Below are 17534 nucleotides of genomic sequence, written 5' to 3'. Positions count from 1 at the left end.
ATTTTATACTCGTTTTTTATTGTTTATATATTCAATATGTACTAGGAAATTTATGTTAAACTAAAGAAAATCGTGTACTAAGTTAAATAACACTTCAACTAAGGGAGCATTATTATGTATAAACTTTTTGGATTTTCGTGTCTAATGTTTCTCGCAAGTATATGTTCTTTCTTTATTTTAAGAGGGCCTCATGCAAATTTAACCTTAATTATTACGATTCTAGCTATACTTTCATTACTCGGTATTATTTTTGCAATCGCATCAAAGAATTGGTTATTCGGAATAGTTGGTACAGCATTAAATGGCGTAATATTAGTAGTTGTATATTTCTTATTGCTAGCAAAAGGAATAGGTGGTTAATATATTTACGTTTCAATAAGAAAAGCTCAAGCTTAAGCTATGAGCTTTTTTACTTATCTCACCTTTTCATCTACATACTCCATAAACTGCTCTGCTTGAATAAATCTTTCTTTGTACGCCTCAGGTACGTCTTCTACTTTCATTCCACCAGTTGATTTTGTCTTTACTTGTACGATTTCATATGTCATTAAAGCTTCCACATAACGGTCAAACTCTTCTTGTGTTAATACTTCTTTACTAGATTTATGACCATTTAATTTATCAAAGTATGGTTGAAGCCCCATACTTACCTTCTTCATCTCTTCTCTTTTTGCTGGTGATAATTGATCATAATCAATATTACCGTTCGAATCTCCGTATACCAGCTTTGCATTTGTTAATTTTTTTAGTTCTTTTGTAAACTCTTCATATTCCTTCGCACCCATTTCATCTTTCGCTTCTGATAATTTTGCATTCAAACGCATATACGCTTCTAATGTCATCGCTCCGGCATGTTTTTTTAAATTCTCAAAAGACCCGTATATACCATCCGCCATAATAGATTGATACGCAAAACCAGTCGTCGGGATTAAAAAAGCCGCTGCAAGCACTCCTGCGATAAGACGCTTCTTCCTTTTACTTCCCCCGCTCTTCATTTTTATTTGAACAATTACTTTTTCTTTTAACTCCGGCGGGGCAATAATCCCCTTCGCTTCTTCTTGTATAGATTCTCTAACTCTACAATCTAAACTCATTTCACATTCCCTACCTCTCCTAAAAGGATTTCTTCTACTTGCTCTTTTTGACGTAGTTTTTTTAATGCCGCGTGAATTCTAGATTTCACAGTACCGATCGGGATATGTACTATTTGTGCTACTTCTTCTTGTGAATAATCGTGTAAGTATCTTAAGATAATAACTTGTTTCAATTTATACGGTAATTTATGAATGAGTTCGATTAGTTTTTGGTTTGATATTTTACTTACAACATCGTTAGAAAAATCAATTTGTACTGGTTTTCTTTGCTCTTCTGCTTTTTTTATAATTCGTAATCGCATCCACCTCTTTCTTCTATAAGAGTGAATTTGTTTAATCGCAAGTCCAATTAGCCAAGGGCGAAATGGTTTCTTGCTATCATACTTACGAAGCGATTCATATAGCTGTATGTATATTTCTTGAACGACATCATCTACATCTGTTTTATCATCTATTAAAAAATGTGATGTTTTATATACTTCTTGAATCGTTTTATCATACAACTCTCTATATGCTTCTTTATTGCCTGATAAAGTTAAATGGATTAAATTTATATACACTGTTTCATCCTTCATATACCACCCCTCCTTTGTCTTACACTATATATTGGCAAGTAATTGATATTTCGTTCGATTTTTTTAAAGGTTGTTTATATAAATTAATATAATGATTCAATGAGTTCATAAGCTTCACTTTTGAACTACTCACCACTTAACGTCCTTACGGACTGTTTGAAGTGGAAGATTCCTAAGTACAGAAGCCTAGCGGCTTCTAATTCATTAGGCTATCCCCGTAGTTCCTACGGTTAGAAGCCTTAAAGCTTCATTTTTAAGATTGATACTTGCGTTAATATCTCTGTCGTGATGACTATTGCACGCAGGACAATCCCATTCACGAAGATTTAGATTCTTAACGTCTTTATTTTGATACCCACAACAAGAACATAATTGGCTTGAAGCAAATGTTTTGGATACCGGAATGACTTGCTTTCCATACCATTTTGCCTTGTATTCTAGCATCGTTCTAAATTGTGACCAAGATACTTCACTAATCGCTTTTGCTAACTTATGATTTTTTAACATATTCGATACTTGCAAATCTTCTATACCGATAACATCGTGGTTTTTGATGATTTCAGTTGAGATTTTGTCCAAGTAATCTTTTCTAGCATTAGCTATGTGTTCATGAATTCTAGTTACCTTTACTCGTTGTTTATTCCAGCGAGAAGATCCTTTCATTCTTCTAGAAAGAACACGCTGTGCTTTTGCCAACTTCTCTTCCAATGAGCAAAAAAATTTAGGGTTTTTATAGGTTGTTCCATCTGACAAAATGGCGAAATCTTTTAATCCTACATCCATTCCAATATAAGAATGTGTTTTCGGAAGTTCTTGCACTTCTGTTTCAACTAACAATGACACAAAGTATCTGCCAGAAGGGTTCCGTCTAACCGTAGCATTTAAAATACGTCCCTTTACTTCACGACTTTTTGCAAATCGAACAAGACCTAGTTTCGGCAATTTCATTTTGTTCCCCACAACAGCAATGTTTTCATTTGTTTGTTTTGTCGTATAAGATTGTATGTTGTTCTTTTTAGATTTGAAACGCGGGACACTGTTTTGTTTTTTAAAAAAGCGTGTGTAAGCATCCGCAAGGTTGCGAACAGACGCTTGAATAGCAATACTATCCACTTCTTTTAGCCAAACAAACTCTTTCTTCATGGCAGGAAGTTTGGCAGAGCATGTACCATATGTCAAACCTTTTCCTGTTTCTTTGTATGCATTATCCCATAGAGATAGGAAATGATTGAATACAAAACGAGAACAACCAATCGTTTTATTGATCAGAATCGCTTGTGCTTTATTTGGATAGATACGAAATTTATACGCTTTATTGATCATCCTTCGTTTCACCTCCATTTCGGTATATGTCTATTATACACCAAACATATATTCTATTTATAGTGAAGTGATTATGACAAATTGTCCGGTAACACTTTACATATGTCGAACAATTAAGATGACTTCCTGTCATCTCTTGTTCGAAGCCAATTCATCTCCCACCTACTCGCTGGGCTACGTCCTTCACGCTCCTTGAGGAAGGAGTCTTCTTGGCTAAATTGATAAAGTCGCATAACTATTATATAATTTTCCAATTCAAGATGCAGGGAAAGCACAGGAATGGGTCGAAAGTAGAAAAAGTACAGGGAAAGTAATACTAACTGTTCAGTCCCCTTCCTGAAATGAATACTTGGAACCGAGGTGTCATTCATGGGATCACGAATTATGCATGCTATTATCGCTAACAGGATTGCCGAGAAATTATCTATTCAAGATAAAAATTCTTTCATACTTGGAGGTGTAGCACCTGATGCTGTTCATTCAGCAGCAGAAAAAGGCGCTTCACACTTTTACGCTGGCACAACGAAAAACTATACGAGAAGGATAGATTTCAATTCTTTTTTTCAAAAATATAAAGTTCATATGGATTCCCCTTTTCTCTTAGGCTATTACACCCATCTCATTGCCGATGATAATTGGCTAAGTGGTTTTTTTCTACCTTGGCTAAAAAATAGAATAGAAAATGACGAAACTATCGCACCTATGTACTATAACGATTTTAAATTATTAAATGCAAAGTTGCTTCATCATTACGATAAAGAACAGCAGCTCTTCTCTCTTCTCAATCAAGAGGCTCACATTGTGGATATTGAAGAGGTTTCTAAAGAAAACGTTTTAGCTTTTCGAAAGTATCTTTTTGAAGATATGTTGTATCCAGAGCAACATTTGCATGAAGACTTACAAGTATTTACGTTTGATCAAATCGTTGGTTATATTGAAACAGCTATTGAAAAAGGCGTATTTTTTATTAATCAACTCTCTAATGAAAAATCCACTTCAAACATGTAACCCTCCTCAATATATTTGAGGGGGGTTTTTACAAAGCAATATTATTATTTGTTCTTTTCCATAACCGCAAAATAATTCCCTTCACTATCAGCAAAGTTAAACACTTTACCAGAAGGCATAGTTACCATTTCTCCAACAGTAACATTTTTATTTTTTAAATCTGTATATAGTTGATCAAGATTTTCTGAGAAGAACATTAAGGACGGTATACCAAGATTTAATTCTGGGTTCATTTTCGAAATCACTTCTTTATTATGTAATATAATGCTCGTTTCTGCACCGTTAGCCGGAGCGATTTCAATCCATCTCATTCCTTGCTTATTACCTTCCTCTGCAACTACATGAAACCCTACCTTTTCCGTCCAAAAATTTACTGCCTCATCTTGATTATTTACATATAACATAATTTGTCCAACTTTATGAATCATTTCATTTCCCCCTAATGGTTTTTATATTCTATGTAGCTTTCTACAGATGCTATTATTATTCCTTTTTCATTCAATTAAAAACAAAAAAGACGCAACTACAAGTAGTTACGCCTTCCCCATTATTTATCTAGGCTTTTTCTTCCCAGTAAACGCTGGTTTCTTTTTCTTTGGTGCTTTCGGTTTCGTTTCTACAAATGATCCGTTGAACATTTCTTGCTTCGTAAATACGATACCTAGTTTTTTTGCAAATTGAAGTAATTTACGCTCTTCTTGTTGTGTTACAAGAGAAACGACTGTTCCTTCTTTACCCATACGTCCTGTACGTCCTGAGCGGTGAATATATTGGTCTACTGTGTCTGGTAACTCCAAGTGGATTACATGTGTTAAATCATCAATATCAATACCGCGTGCTGCAATATCAGTAGCAAGTAGAATTTCTAATTTCCCGCCGCGGAAAGCACGCATCGTTGCTTCACGCTCTTGCTTACCTGCTTCTGCATGAAGAGCTGCTGCTTTCATTTTACGGAACTGCAATTTCTGAGTAATTTCATCTAAACGGAATGGGGCATTTAAGAAAGCAACTGCTTTTACATCGCCCATATGCATAATTCTTCTTACGTAATCATTTTTTTCGCGTCGCTCACAAATGATATACGTATGCTCAACTAAGCTTTTTGACTCTGCACGAGTTACACGTACCACTTGTGGTTCAACTGCTAAATCACGTGCCGCGTCTTCTGCAGCTTTGGTAATTGTCGCTGAGAAGAATACTAATTGACGGTCGCGCATCGTTGATTTAATTACATCTTGTACTGCGCCCATCATCTTTTGTTTTACAATTTGATCAAACTCATCAAATACAATTGTTTTCACTTCATGCATTTTTAGCTTTTTCATACGAATTAATTCTAAAATACGTCCTGGTGAACCGACAATTACTCTCGGGTGTTTCTTTAATTTTTCAACTTGGCGCTTAATATCTGCACCACCAATTAAAGATGCACCTGAAATTTCAGTCCCTGCTGTAAACTTTTGAACCTCTTCGTGAATTTGCATAACAAGCTCACGTGTTGGCGCTAAAACAACAACTTGTGGTTGTTTTACTTCAGGATTAATTTTATGTAAAAGGGGTAATAAGTACGCTAATGTTTTTCCTGTTCCAGTTGGAGATTCAGCTATAACGTCTTGTCCTTCTAAAATAGTTGGAATCGCTTGTTTTTGAATTTCAGTTAATTCTTTAAAACCAGCCTTCTCCCAAGCTTGTTGTAAAAATGGTTGCATATCTTTTATCATTTGTTTTTCTCCTTTATCTCTATTTTTGAAGAAAATGTTGTATTGTTCGCACCGTTTCTATCATGTGTGAAATAACAGCTATTAAATCATCAACATGGTCTTCTGTAATCGCTTTTTGAAATAGAACCTCTACCTTATTATGATATGAAATCGCTTGCTTATTATATTCGTATGAAAGTTTTTGCGTAATCATTCTTTCTTTTCCCCATATAGAATGCATGAAAGTTTCAATTTCTTCGCACACTACCTCTGGCTTTTCTATCGGGAATGAAAATGCTAACTTCATTTCACAACCTGGTGTAAATTGTGGTACTTCCAATATTTCACCAGATAAGTTCTTTGCATCTACAGATAGTGAAAATGTTGCTTCTACTAACTGTTCGAACGGCTCTGTTAATTGAAATGAAATATTGTATATACGACTTAATGAGGCAAGGTCCATCATATCTTTTCGATCTGTTACAAGAATATCTCCATGTAAATCAAAATCATATACAGCACCTTCTACGATTACTTTTAAATTATCAAAAGCAGTTGGATCAAACATAATTTCCTCCAAAAAACAGGCGCCTTTCGATAGAAAGGCGCCACTTGATGTATATATAGTTTACAGATAAACGAGATGAATTACAACCTTTTAGAATAAACCTACTGCTTTTCCATCTTCATTTACGTCCATTTGTAGTGCTGCTGGCTGTTTTGGAAGGCCTGGCATTGTTAACATTGTTCCTGTTAACGCAACGATAAATCCTGCACCAATTGATGGTTTCAGCTCACGAATTGTAACGATAAAGTCTGATGGACGACCTAATTTTGTTGCATCGTCAGAAAGAGAGTATTGTGTTTTCGCCATACAAATTGGTAGGTTACTCCATCCTTCTCCTTCATATTGAGCCAATTGCTTACGTGCTTTCGGAGCAAATTCAATATCTTTTGCGCCGTACACTTTTTGAGCAATTGTACGAATTTTTTCTTCTAATGGTAATTCTAATTCATAAAGTGGTGCGTATTTGTTTTCACCTTTTTCAATTTCTTTTAACACTTTCTCAGCAAGGTCAACTCCGCCTTGGCCACCTTTCTCCCAAACTTCAGTTAAGGATACTGCATAGCCACGCTCATTGCACCACTCTTGTAAGTATGCAACTTCTGCATCTGTATCTGTAATAAATTTATTAATTGCAATTACGAAAGGCACACCGAAGCTTTGAATTGTTTCAACATGCTTCTGTAAGTTTTCCATACCTTTTGCTAATGCATCTACATTTTCTTCTTTTAATTGATCTTTTGCCACGCCACCATGCATTTTAAGCGCACGAATAGTCGCAACAATAACAACAGCTTCGGGTTTAATGCCAGCTGCACGAGCTTTTATATCTAAAAACTTCTCTGCACCTAAATCAGCACCAAATCCAGCTTCTGTAATAACATAATCACCTAATTTTGCCGCCATTGTTGTAGCGATAACACTGTTACAACCGTGAGCGATATTCGCAAATGGTCCACCGTGAATGATAGCTGGTGTATTTTCTAACGTTTGTACTAAGTTTGGTTTTAATGCGTCTTTTAATAATAATGTTAACGCACCTTCTACACCTAAATCTTTAACCGTTACAGGTTGATTTGCAAAGTTATAAGCAACTACGATGCGAGATAGACGCGCTTTTAAATCTTGAATATCTGTTGCAAGGCAGAATACAGCCATAATTTCAGATGCTACTGTAATATCGAAACCGTCTTCACGTGGTACACCTTGAACTGGTCCACCAAGACCAATTACTACGTTACGTAGGGCACGATCATTTAAGTCAACACAGCGTTTCCAAACGATTTTACGCGTATCAATTCCAAGTGTGTTTCCTTGTTGGATATGATTATCAATAAACGCCGCTAACGCGTTATTAGCAGTTGTGATCGCATGGATATCTCCAGTAAAGTGAAGGTTAATGTCTTCCATTGGTACAACCTGTGAAAAACCACCACCTGCTGCCCCACCTTTTAGTCCCATCGTTGGTCCAAGAGATGGTTCGCGAAGTGCGATTACTGTTTTCTTACCAATTTTATTAAAAGCTTGACCTAAACCAACTGTTACTGTTGATTTTCCTTCTCCAGCTGGAGTTGGGTTAATCGCTGTTACTAAAACAACTTTACCGTCTTTCTCGTTCTGTAAGCGCTTAAAAATGTCAAGAGATAACTTACCTTTATAATGCCCGTATGGCTCTAATTCATCTTCTAAAATATTTAATTCAGCTGCAATTTCTTGAATCTTCTTCATACTCGCTTCTTGCGCGATTTCAATATCGGATTTAACTGTTGTAGTAGTTGTCATATACCCTAGTCCCCCTTTAATTGGTTCTGATGATATTGTATCAGTTTTTTGTATTTTCTGCACTTATTTACCTCCTAAAAATTCTATCATTTCTTTATATGTTTTTTAACATAAATACCCATAAGAATGTTAATGATTGTTGTAACTCTGTAGGTAGTTGACCTAGCATCTTCTCATTTACTCCGCGCTTATATACACCGATGCCATCTACAACTTCAAAACCTTGTTCTTTCGCTAACTGTTCAAACTCCCAAGGCATCATCGTATTACAAACAACGTCTTTGCCGTATAAACGAGGATAACTGTTCTCTCGAGGCTTGGCTGTCGGTCCTAAAATTGCAATACATGCATACCCATCTCTTTTTAAAACGCGCTTTATCTCATTTAATGCTCGCAATGGCTCCTCGGTCCATTCTAAAGAATTAATTGCCATAATTGATTCAAATTGCTCATTTTCAAATGGTAAAGAAGAAAGATCCCCTTTTATAAAAGATAAATTCGGTCCTTCTCCGCGTTCCTTCCCTTTTTGAATCATCACTTCTGATAAATCTACTCCAACTGCTTTATAGCCCGCGTGACTTAATTTATATGTACCGTATCCATCTCCACAACCAACATCGAGTACTTGAGCTTCTTTCTTCACATACTGTTCAAAAAATGGAATAATTGTACTTCTGCTCCCGCTGTCCCACATCTCCTGACTATTCTGAGTCCAAAATTCTGCACTACTATCCCATTTTTTCTCTGCTGATTCATGCCAATTAAATTTCGTCATACATTCCCCTGCCTTCACGTTTTATCACTCATTTCATTCTACATCATTTTCCAAAATCCCTGTTTATCTTCATTAGGAGATGTACAAGCTAATAATGGAATCTTTATTCTCCAATTTTTGCTTTACTTGGGTTTAACTCATACTCATGTTCTTCTCTTTATGTAAGATACTATAGGTACACCCAATTGAAAGAGAGGGATGTACATGCGAAGAAAGAGAAATCATCATTTTAAAAGTGGTGAAAAAAACGAAGAGTATGCAGCTGAAATATCACCAGCTGGCATTCCGATTAGACATAACCGTAAAGAAATTGCAAATGAAGTAGAAGGTACAAATACCGGTGCAATGGTAGGCTATGTCGCTTTATTTCTTTCGCTTTTCTCAATTGCATTTTATCCGGTTACACTCGGCTCTCTTGCGATTTTAGTCGGCTTATTAGCTGTCAATTTCGGAGCAAGAACACTTGGATATACTGCGATTGGTTTTGGTAGTTTTTCTGTTTTATTTACTTTACTCTATCCGCTTGCTTTGTCAGCGTTTTAAAAAAAACACACCAAGTTATACTTGGTGTGTTCATTCGTGATACAACATAATATGTCCGCATCCACAGCAATGTTTCGCTGTAATTTCTTGAAACACTGGATAATTCTCTTCATCTCGATGCTCAATAAACACCTTTTCAAATCGATACATATTTTGTGCATACGCCCAATCTTGTTTCGTACGTGCATACAAAGTTGAAGAAAAAAACTCCTCACCACCGCAAACGATACATGTCTTCTTCATTACTACCCCTCCTATGCTTGTCTTACTTCATCTATATGAACATAAGCATAAGAAAAAGACCTTCTATTACTAGAAAGTCTTTTCTGAAACAAAAAGAAATGTACCAAACATTCCTACTCCGCTATATTCTTTCGTAACACCAGCTTCTGTCTTAAATGTTTGCTTTACAGTCATAAAAAATACACCATTTCGTGCATCTGTACTTTCAAATTTTAATTTTTCTTTTTTACCATCTACATTTTGTGTGCATTCAAAACTACTCTCATCACATTTCAACGCATACTTATCCTCTACATACACTTTAAAATCTGATTCTTTTGGACAAGTAATAAGTAAAATCGCCACGAGAATAATACTTATCATACCCACAATTGTATAATATTTCTTCATTTGTACTCCTTTCAAATGACAAGAAAACTTGACTTCATGCGCCAAGTTTTCTTAGTCCACAACCCATTGCCATTCTTGTTCTTTCTTATCAAAAATGAGCCAACCTGTCTCTGTTGCTTCTTCTTTCAATTCATCAATATTATCTAGCACCTCATCCGTACTTTCATACGAACCAACTACATATACCGGAATTTCAAGACCCCTTCTTGACTCAATTTTCCCTGCTAGATCAATATAAAGACCGTCTTCCATTAATGGAATAAGCCCCATGATCAATTCTTTCGAAATTGCTGGGAAAATTTTTGATTTTTGGAACAAAGAAAAACGTTTCTTACCGAAAGCACCGAGTTTATAAGGAATGACTTTACTTAACATGCCTACAAAATCAGCAATTCTACGATAATACACTTTGTTGTACCATCCATCATCATGTGAAAAATAAACAAATCTATTTTTCAATAGCGGAAAGAATGTTCTTGCAAGTGGTTCTTTTTTGTGAGCCAAATATAAAAGCTCTGCAATTTCTTTTGGCTCTAACTCATCTAAATCGCTTGCATCATCAAAATCTACCCAACAAAATTCATCAAATTCATCAATCTCTGCTTGAATTAGCTTATGTATATTTTCTTCCTCAACATATTCAAATAAAGTATGATAATGAAAATCTGTCCATTCAAAGTTATGCTTCAAAAGCAACACTTGATGAAGCGGTGAAGGGATGTTACTTGCAAACTCTTTAAACGTAATTCCTGATGTAATAAAACAATGACCTCGACGATTACCATTAATATATATCATATTCTTTACTTGGTCAGATCCTCCAGACAAAGCACCTAGCCACCTTCGTTTTATATGTTTCAATTCTATAGCATATTTTAACATGAAAAATTTTAGAAACATAGAAAAAAATTCAAAAACTATTTACAATTTCATGTGTTTTATTACATAGTGATTACAAGAAAAAACACCTGCTCGTGAGCAGGCGTTTTTAAAGGATTTCATCTGGGTTTTGAGGATGATGATTTCCCTCTTTCTTTTCATCTTTTTGGAACATCGATTGAATTTTATCAATTGTTTGTGGAGCTAATTCAATCATTTTTTCTGCTAAATGTGTCGCATTTTGTAGATGCAGAATATTTACTCCATCTTTATTCACTACAAGAAATGCTACTGGTGTAATAGAAACACCACCCGCGCTACCGCCACCAAATGCAGGGTTACCGTTCGCTCTTTGTCCATCATTCGTTTGGAAATCAGAACCTCCTGCTCCAAACCCGAACGCTACTTTAGAAACCGTTAACACTACACCACCGTCAGCCGTTTGAACAGGCTCTCCAACAATCGTATTTACATCGACCATTTCTTTTAAATTTTCCATTGCCGCTTTCATTAACCCTTGAATTGGATGATCCACCGTTCATAACCTCCTTTGTCATATCTTTCCTAGTTTTTCCGAAAGTTGGTGAACTAAACATAAAATTTTATATTGATTTCAAAAAACTTAAGTTGTAATACTCAGAAAAATAAGAAAGAGGTCAATTCTTTATGATGAGAAAATTAACAAAGAAAGATTATGAACAAGTATTCGCTTACCTAAAAGAAGAAGCAATCCTTAACTTGTTTATTATTGGAGATATTGAAGCTTTCGGTTATGACACAGATTTTCAAGAATTATGGGGAGCATTTAAAGAGAGCGGATCTTATTTGCAATTCAGGATACACTCTTTGTAAATACGAAACGTACTCATTTTCTTTCCTCATTCTTTCCCCTCTCCCGTTCAAGCTATCGTTCTCACTTCAAGGTCATAATTACCTGTCTTTCAACAAAACCAAACTCTTCGTACATCTCTTTCGCAAAATTCCCAGCAAATACATTCAAACGAATTTCTGAATAATTCTTTTGTAATTCCTTAATACCAACCCCCATTAACTTTCTTGACAACCCTTTCCCGCGGTACTCTGGAAAAACATACAATTCGTATATAAACCCTAGTTTTTCACGAGAAAAATAGTCCGTATTTCCTCCTATTAATATCCACCCCATTACATTGTTTTCTTCTTTAACAACTAAATAATATGCTCCCTTTTCTACAATCGGCCTTGTAATTTCAATTGCTTTCTCTGTACTTAACTGACAATTCCCTCTCGTGCCCTCAAAAAGCGATTGAGCTGCATACTGTATTATTTCGTCCGTTTCTTCCCGATTTGCCTTTTCTATCATTTTTCACAACTCTCCTCTTTAATAGGCATTAATATCGCTCGTTCAAGTTCCTCCGACTCAACCACAATTGCCATCAATCCCTTTTCCGTACTCGTTTCATGAAATTCGCCCTTCTCCCAAAACACAGCTTGTCCCGCTTCCACCTTCACTTTTTCTTTATCTTCTCCGCATACATATCCTTCGCCGCCCACAATAAGAAGCAGTTGCGATACAACTGCTTCATGATATCCAATTATTCCATTCTCTTGTAAATGCATGGCACCGATATGTACATTTCCTTTATGGTTTAATATTTTCGACATTATGAAATTAGATTGAAATGCTGAGATTTGCTTTCCTACTTTTTCACTAAAATCAAAAATCTTCATTACTGGTCCTCCTTATACGTATAAAACCATCCTTACTGTCTGCATCATATGTCCTTCAAAATCTTCTTCAAATTCCTCTAATTGTGCAAAACCTTTCGCTTCATAAAAACGTTTTCCTTTTTCATTCGCTGCTTCTACATGAATATATAATTTCCGAATTCCTTTTAATGCCGTTAACCCTTTTTGTAATAAAGCACTTCCTATCCCTTTCCCTTGCTGATCGGGTAACAAATAAATCGCGCCTAATTCTGCTTCGTTTTGCAGTCTAACAGGTGAAAAATTCACAAAGCCAATTACTTCTCCCTCTTCTTCCGCAACGAATAAATGTGTATTTTCGAGACGATATTTCATTTTTTCATCAGAATAAGCCTCGTCTAAGAAACTGTCTTGAATCTCTCTCGGAATAATACCTTCGTACGTATCATGCCAAGCTATTTTCGCTACTGATTGTACAGCGTGAATGTCTTCTTGCTTCATTTCTCTAATTACATATGTCATCTCGATGTCTCCATTCTCTTAAAATTATATTCTGCTAATATACTAGAAGAAATGGCAGAACCATTTTCATAATTCACTTTAATTAATTTTAATTTCTCAATTGAAGCTGTTGCGTAATTAAATTTTCCATAAATATATTCCATTGCAATTAAAAACTGATTTACATGTAGCTTATTTGCAATTGTACAATGCGGAACCCATTTTCCAGGCACATAATATGAATTTAAATAATCATGATAAGAATGATGAAGTTTTAACAATTCATCTGTAATGGTCGGTGCTAAAAAGATCGTTCCGTTAGTAGGAAAAGTTCCAACAGAAGGAAAAGTTACCTCAGCCATATTCTCTTGAACTGCTACAAACTCCTCTAATTTACCCTTGCATAAATGAACGTCTAACTCATGGTAATCAGCTAATGTAATATGAGGTTCTACTCCTGCTAATTGATTTGTGCCAATGATATTTGTTATTTCATTTTGCAATTCTATAATTTTATTAGTAAACACACGATCAAATGTAGCAATAATAGCGTACATACTTCCTCACCCCTTTATTACATATAGTGCTTCCCATTCTTCACGAATCATTCCCATTCGAATAGAATCATAGTATGTTCCGTTATAATAACGGCATTTGCGCATTCTACCTTCTAAAGTCATTCCTATTTTCTCCGCTACTTTCATCATTCGTTCATTACCAGACCAAGTCGTGATTCCTACCCTACCAATTTCCATGTTTTCAAATAGTAAATCTCGATATAGCGTTAACGCTTCTCTACCGTAGCCACCATTCCAGTAATTTGGATTATAAATAACAATCCCCATCTCCAACCAACGCGTCGGTTTATACTCCCAATAAAACCCAATTGTTCCTATAATTTGGCCGTTATTTTCTATAATTAATTTAGATAGAGGTTCTTCTTTTAAATGTGTTTGCATCCCCTCTTTATAAGATGGGTATTCTTGCATTGAAAACGAAAAATACGGTGCATCCCATTTTTTCCATTCTGGATTTTCTTCTTTAAATACGAGATCCCATAATGTTTTTATATCCGACTCTTCAATTGTACGAATTGTAACTTTATCCCCTTTTACTATTACGTTTTGCATAATTACCTCCTACAATCCTCTTTATTTCATATATTATTATAATGTTTTTTCAGAAAAATCAAAACAAATATTGATTATAAAAAGATAATAAAAAAATAGAAGGCTCCATACCTCCTATTTCATCCTTTCTATCTCAACTAAAATACCTTTCTCTATCCAGCCTTCTACTCCATCTCTTTTAATTAAATCATATCCTGAACAACTGCCATCAATGAGAGAAACAATGTCCCCTTTTCTTACGCTTATTTGTGCACAAGAAATATCGGTTTTCACTGTGCATTCACCTGAATCAAGTTGCCTAATATATTCATTTTTCACAGAGAATAATTTATTCGTTTCTCTTTGCTTACATATCGTATAATCTTTCAATTTCTCCATAGGCTCTATGTAATAATACGGATATGTCACCCCGCCCTGCATTTCTGAGTTCGCATTAAAATCTGCTATCACTTCAAACTCTGGAAAATAGTCTACATATGTATAAGAAAACGTATCACCTGCTCTTGTCCTCTGAATGATAAATGCGTTTAATTGTCCTGCTTCTTTAATCGCATTTCCACCGTCAATTGCAATAATCTTTTTCTCCTTATCAATAACTGGATTGTTTGATGGTGCGTTGTCTGAATAGTTTACAACAGGCCAATGACCGACAACTACGTACTTATTTGCTCTATGTGATTTATTATAAAACTCCGGCATTGCTATCGCATTTTTCCGTTCTGTTTCTTTCCAATCTTCTCTATTTTCAAGGCCAGCATGTACAAAGATATAATCCTCAGTTTCAATCGCTGTTGGCAATTCTGTTAGCCACTTTATTTCTTTTGAAAAATGGCTCATCAGTATGTTTTTCACTTCACAAATATCACTTTCTCCATTAACAGTAACGTTCAATTGCCCTAGCCACTCATTAAAAATTGTATTCTTTCGCGTACATAAATAATGTATTAGCGCAGGGTTTTCATTTACAAGCGCTTCAACTACAACTTCACAATTCCCTTCAATTACATAAACGTTTGGCTTGCTAACTATAAGGTCCATCACATAATTTACGACGCCAATGCTATTTCTTCCTTTCTCACAAAGATCACCATTAATAATTAAATAATCTTCATCTTTAAAATGAACTTTATGTAGTAGTTCCTTAAAAAGATCTAATTCCCCATGAATATCAGAAATAATGATGACTCTTACATCATTTGGTATAGATAATTTCTTTATTTTTTCCAAGTATAAACGCTCCTAACATGCTCTAAATTCAACATTTCCTTGTTAAATTCTAATATTCGACAAATTATATTACTAGACCTGTTCCTAGCTCAAATCTGGAAAAGAAAATAGGCTCCATATATTTTCACACACGGAACCTACTTAGTATTATAACTCTTTATAAAAAGAATAGCTTACCTTATCATAGCCCTCTCTTTCGTAAAAACGATGTGCTTCAATTCTTTGAAACGCGGATGTTAGAACGATAGAACCGCACCCTTTTTCTCTCCCCCATTTTTCTACATAGGACAGCAGAACCTTACCATAACCTTTTGATCTGTGAGCTTCCGCAGTTACAAGGTCATATACGAAAACATGTTTCTCATTATAAAAATTCGTACAAATTGCTACACCGGCCAGACTCACAGCTTCATCCTCTTCATTACGTAACGAGAGTAGTTTATAATTTTCTTCTTTCATTTTTTGAAATAAAGAACTCGCTTCTTCTCTTGAAAGCTTCGTTCGTAATTGCTGTAATACTGGGAATACATCATGTAAATCTGCCTCTGTTACTACCGCTCTAATATTCATTATGAATCTCTCCTTACTATTTATAAAATTTTCTAAATGTTATATCATCATTATAGAAAACCACTGCCCTTAACTTAAGTGACAGTTCTATTCTTTTTTATAAGGCCAGTATAAAGAGGAGCGTCTACGAATGGATCTTACTATCCCATTACAATCGCAAAGTAAAACACCCATTTACATACAGATTTACGAATATATGAAACGAGAAATTTCTCGTGGATCACTATGTGCCGGTACACGCCTTCCTTCTCACAGAAATTTAGCTATGCAACTTAATGTGAGTCGTATTACAGTTGAATCTGCTTATCAACAATTACTAGCTGAAGGGTATGTAGAAAGCAAACCGAAACGCGGGATTTTTGTTGCAGAAGTTGATATCGATGTCATTCAAAAGACACAGCAAATTGCGTCAAACAGTGCTAACAATAAAGAAAATGAACAATATGATTATGATTGTAGTCAAGGACTTATTGATCAAAAAGCTTTTCCGATAACAAACTGGAAAAGAGCAATACAAGAAACTTTATTTCAGTATGAAAATGAATTATTTGCTAAAGAAGATCCACAAGGTGAGCTCGTTCTACGAGAACATATTTCAAAGTATTTATATCATGCTCGCGGGGTACATTCTTCACCTGATCAAATTATTATCGGTGCAGGCACGCAGCCTCTTCTTTGGCTACTACTTCAACTACTTGGTTCCAAAAAGGAATATGGAATCGAAAATCCTGGATTTCACCGTATCCCTGCTATGATTCAAAGTTCTGGCCTTCCCGTTCACCCTATCCCTTTAGATGATAAAGGGATTCATATTTCCGCTTTACGTGAATCGGGTTCCAATGTAGCGTATGTCACTCCATCTCACCAATTTCCACTTGGAATCATTATGCCGTTATCTAGAAGACTCGAGTTATTAAAATGGGCGAATGATTGTAAAGGCTATATTATTGAAGATGATTACGACGGGGAATTTCGCTATATAGGAAAACCTATTCCTTCTTTACAAGGGCTAGATTCAACTGAACGTGTTATTTATATGGGAACTTTCTCGAAATCTTTTTTACCTTCTTTACGAATGGGATATATCGTTTTACCACCTCATCTATTAAGTGCTTATCAAGAACTTGGTGGTATGTTTAAACAAACAGTCTCTACGTTGCAACAACTTACCTTTGCTACCTTTATTCAAAATGGTGATTGGGAACGTCATATTAACCGCAGCCGCACGTTATATAAAAGAAAACATATTTCTTTAATTAAATCTATTACAAACGAAATGGGTAATAACATTCGTATACTCGGTGAACAATCCGGACTTCATATCGTACTTCACGTTCATAATGGGATGAATGAACAAGAACTTATTCATGCGGCTGCGAAACAACGTATTAAGTTATACCCTCTCTCCACATACGATTCTGTTCATAATATAAGAGAGGAGTCGTATGTATTACTCGGTTTTGGCAGTATTCCAGAGGATCGTATCGAAACTGTTGTCCAATTACTGAAAAAAGCCCGGTTCCCTAAATAAGAATAGCTCCAC

At 35.3% G+C, this 17534-nt stretch carries 23 protein-coding genes and 1 pseudogene; 5 read left to right on the top strand and 19 right to left on the bottom strand.

Translation table 11 applies throughout. From position 1 onward, the window contains the following. The first annotated feature begins 114 nt into the window (after positions 1–114). Entirely contained in the window at positions 115–360 is a 246-nt protein-coding gene (locus PDL00_RS08335) for a hypothetical protein (protein ID WP_270728383.1), read from the top strand. A 53-nt stretch (positions 361–413) separates the two neighbouring features. Here the strand turns inward: PDL00_RS08335 and PDL00_RS08330 are convergent, their stop codons facing one another. The 3 genes from PDL00_RS08330 to tnpB all read right to left on the bottom strand — a co-directional run bounded on the left by PDL00_RS08330 (position 414) and on the right by tnpB (position 2992). Next, on the bottom strand, positions 414–1094 hold the full coding sequence (locus tag PDL00_RS08330) for a DUF3600 domain-containing protein (RefSeq protein ID WP_270728381.1): 681 nt from the start codon (positions 1092–1094) through the stop codon (positions 414–416). Further along, positions 1091–1669: a sigma-70 family RNA polymerase sigma factor gene (locus PDL00_RS08325; protein WP_270728379.1), complete on the bottom strand. Its 579-nt coding sequence runs from the start codon at positions 1667–1669 to the stop codon at positions 1091–1093. Before PDL00_RS08325 ends, PDL00_RS08330 begins: the two co-directional genes overlap by 4 nt. A 204-nt stretch (positions 1670–1873) precedes the next feature. After that, on the bottom strand, positions 1874–2992 hold the full coding sequence (gene tnpB, locus PDL00_RS08320; RefSeq protein ID WP_270728377.1) for an IS200/IS605 family element RNA-guided endonuclease TnpB: 1119 nt from the start codon (positions 2990–2992) through the stop codon (positions 1874–1876). 369 nt (positions 2993–3361) lie between these two features. Here tnpB and PDL00_RS08315 point away from each other — a divergent pair, with 369 nt between their 5' ends. Continuing rightward, positions 3362–4000, top strand: coding sequence for a zinc dependent phospholipase C family protein (locus tag PDL00_RS08315; RefSeq protein ID WP_270728375.1), 639 nt, complete (start codon positions 3362–3364; stop codon positions 3998–4000). 44 nt (positions 4001–4044) lie between these two features. On the opposite strand, the gene PDL00_RS08310 is transcribed toward PDL00_RS08315, so the two are convergent. The 5 genes from PDL00_RS08310 to PDL00_RS08290 all read right to left on the bottom strand — a co-directional run bounded on the left by PDL00_RS08310 (position 4045) and on the right by PDL00_RS08290 (position 8822). Continuing rightward, the gene (locus tag PDL00_RS08310) at positions 4045–4428 is read right to left on the bottom strand and encodes a VOC family protein (RefSeq protein ID WP_270728371.1); all 384 of its coding nucleotides are present in this window, start codon (positions 4426–4428) and stop codon (positions 4045–4047) included. 123 nt (positions 4429–4551) lie between these two features. After that, positions 4552–5721 carry a DEAD/DEAH box helicase gene (locus tag PDL00_RS08305; protein WP_270728369.1) on the bottom strand — a complete coding sequence of 390 codons (1170 nt, stop codon included), beginning with the start codon at positions 5719–5721 and terminating at the stop codon, positions 4552–4554. Between the two features lie 19 nt (positions 5722–5740). After that, positions 5741–6268: a hypothetical protein gene (locus tag PDL00_RS08300; RefSeq protein ID WP_061678609.1), complete on the bottom strand. Its 528-nt coding sequence runs from the start codon at positions 6266–6268 to the stop codon at positions 5741–5743. Between the two features lie 90 nt (positions 6269–6358). Beyond that, a complete protein-coding gene (locus tag PDL00_RS08295) occupies positions 6359–8047 on the bottom strand; it encodes a formate--tetrahydrofolate ligase (protein ID WP_333563531.1) in 1689 nt (562 codons plus the stop codon). A 94-nt stretch (positions 8048–8141) separates the two neighbouring features. After that, positions 8142–8822 (bottom strand): class I SAM-dependent methyltransferase, encoded by a 681-nt coding sequence (locus PDL00_RS08290; RefSeq protein WP_242254106.1) that lies wholly within the window; start codon positions 8820–8822, stop codon positions 8142–8144. Between the two features lie 204 nt (positions 8823–9026). On the opposite strand from PDL00_RS08290, the gene PDL00_RS08285 reads away from it, so the two are divergent. Continuing rightward, entirely contained in the window at positions 9027–9365 is a 339-nt protein-coding gene (locus PDL00_RS08285; RefSeq protein ID WP_242254104.1) for a permease, read from the top strand. A gap of 30 nt (positions 9366–9395) precedes the next feature. Here the strand turns inward: PDL00_RS08285 and PDL00_RS08280 are convergent, their stop codons facing one another. The 4 genes from PDL00_RS08280 to ytfJ all read right to left on the bottom strand — a co-directional run bounded on the left by PDL00_RS08280 (position 9396) and on the right by ytfJ (position 11412). After that, positions 9396–9608, bottom strand: coding sequence for a hypothetical protein (locus tag PDL00_RS08280; RefSeq protein ID WP_151630658.1), 213 nt, complete (start codon positions 9606–9608; stop codon positions 9396–9398). A 69-nt stretch (positions 9609–9677) separates the two neighbouring features. Then, a complete protein-coding gene (locus tag PDL00_RS08275; RefSeq protein ID WP_242254102.1) occupies positions 9678–9998 on the bottom strand; it encodes a hypothetical protein in 321 nt (106 codons plus the stop codon). A gap of 51 nt (positions 9999–10049) precedes the next feature. Beyond that, positions 10050–10826 (bottom strand): hypothetical protein, encoded by a 777-nt coding sequence (locus tag PDL00_RS08270; RefSeq protein WP_061678612.1) that lies wholly within the window; start codon positions 10824–10826, stop codon positions 10050–10052. Positions 10827–10986: 160 nt separating this feature from the next. Continuing rightward, entirely contained in the window at positions 10987–11412 is a 426-nt protein-coding gene (gene ytfJ / locus PDL00_RS08265) for a GerW family sporulation protein (protein WP_000349987.1), read from the bottom strand. Positions 11413–11543: 131 nt separating this feature from the next. Between ytfJ and PDL00_RS08260 the strand changes: the two are divergent. Then, a pseudogene (locus PDL00_RS08260) lies at positions 11544–11699 on the top strand (GNAT family N-acetyltransferase); the annotation flags it as partial. A 91-nt stretch (positions 11700–11790) separates the two neighbouring features. Here PDL00_RS08260 and PDL00_RS08255 read toward each other — a convergent pair. The 7 genes from PDL00_RS08255 to PDL00_RS08225 form a co-directional block, all read right to left on the bottom strand. Continuing rightward, a complete protein-coding gene (locus tag PDL00_RS08255) occupies positions 11791–12219 on the bottom strand; it encodes a GNAT family N-acetyltransferase (protein WP_270728360.1) in 429 nt (142 codons plus the stop codon). After that, positions 12216–12587: a cupin gene (locus PDL00_RS08250; protein WP_270728358.1), complete on the bottom strand. Its 372-nt coding sequence runs from the start codon at positions 12585–12587 to the stop codon at positions 12216–12218. Before PDL00_RS08250 ends, PDL00_RS08255 begins: the two co-directional genes overlap by 4 nt. A gap of 12 nt (positions 12588–12599) precedes the next feature. After that, positions 12600–13085, bottom strand: coding sequence for a GNAT family N-acetyltransferase (locus PDL00_RS08245; protein WP_270728355.1), 486 nt, complete (start codon positions 13083–13085; stop codon positions 12600–12602). Beyond that, positions 13082–13621, bottom strand: coding sequence for a 2'-5' RNA ligase family protein (locus PDL00_RS08240; RefSeq protein ID WP_270728352.1), 540 nt, complete (start codon positions 13619–13621; stop codon positions 13082–13084). The genes PDL00_RS08245 and PDL00_RS08240 overlap by 4 nt, the downstream gene beginning before the upstream one ends. Before the next feature lie 6 nt (positions 13622–13627). Beyond that, positions 13628–14194, bottom strand: coding sequence for a GNAT family N-acetyltransferase (locus tag PDL00_RS08235; protein ID WP_270728349.1), 567 nt, complete (start codon positions 14192–14194; stop codon positions 13628–13630). 114 nt (positions 14195–14308) lie between these two features. Then, on the bottom strand, positions 14309–15421 hold the full coding sequence (locus PDL00_RS08230; protein ID WP_270728346.1) for a metallophosphoesterase: 1113 nt from the start codon (positions 15419–15421) through the stop codon (positions 14309–14311). A 147-nt stretch (positions 15422–15568) separates the two neighbouring features. Next, on the bottom strand, positions 15569–15991 hold the full coding sequence (locus tag PDL00_RS08225; RefSeq protein WP_242254083.1) for a GNAT family N-acetyltransferase: 423 nt from the start codon (positions 15989–15991) through the stop codon (positions 15569–15571). 130 nt (positions 15992–16121) lie between these two features. Between PDL00_RS08225 and pdxR the strand changes: the two genes are divergently transcribed. Then, positions 16122–17522 carry a MocR-like pyridoxine biosynthesis transcription factor PdxR gene (gene pdxR / locus PDL00_RS08220; RefSeq protein WP_270728343.1) on the top strand — a complete coding sequence of 467 codons (1401 nt, stop codon included), beginning with the start codon at positions 16122–16124 and terminating at the stop codon, positions 17520–17522. Positions 17523–17534: the final 12 nt, after the last annotated feature.

Source organism: Bacillus cereus group sp. TH152-1LC, assembly GCF_027710505.1.
In the GTDB taxonomy this organism is placed as follows: Bacteria; Bacillota; Bacilli; order Bacillales; family Bacillaceae_G; genus Bacillus_A; species Bacillus_A mobilis.
This window is presented reverse-complemented; position numbering and strand designations above follow the sequence as displayed.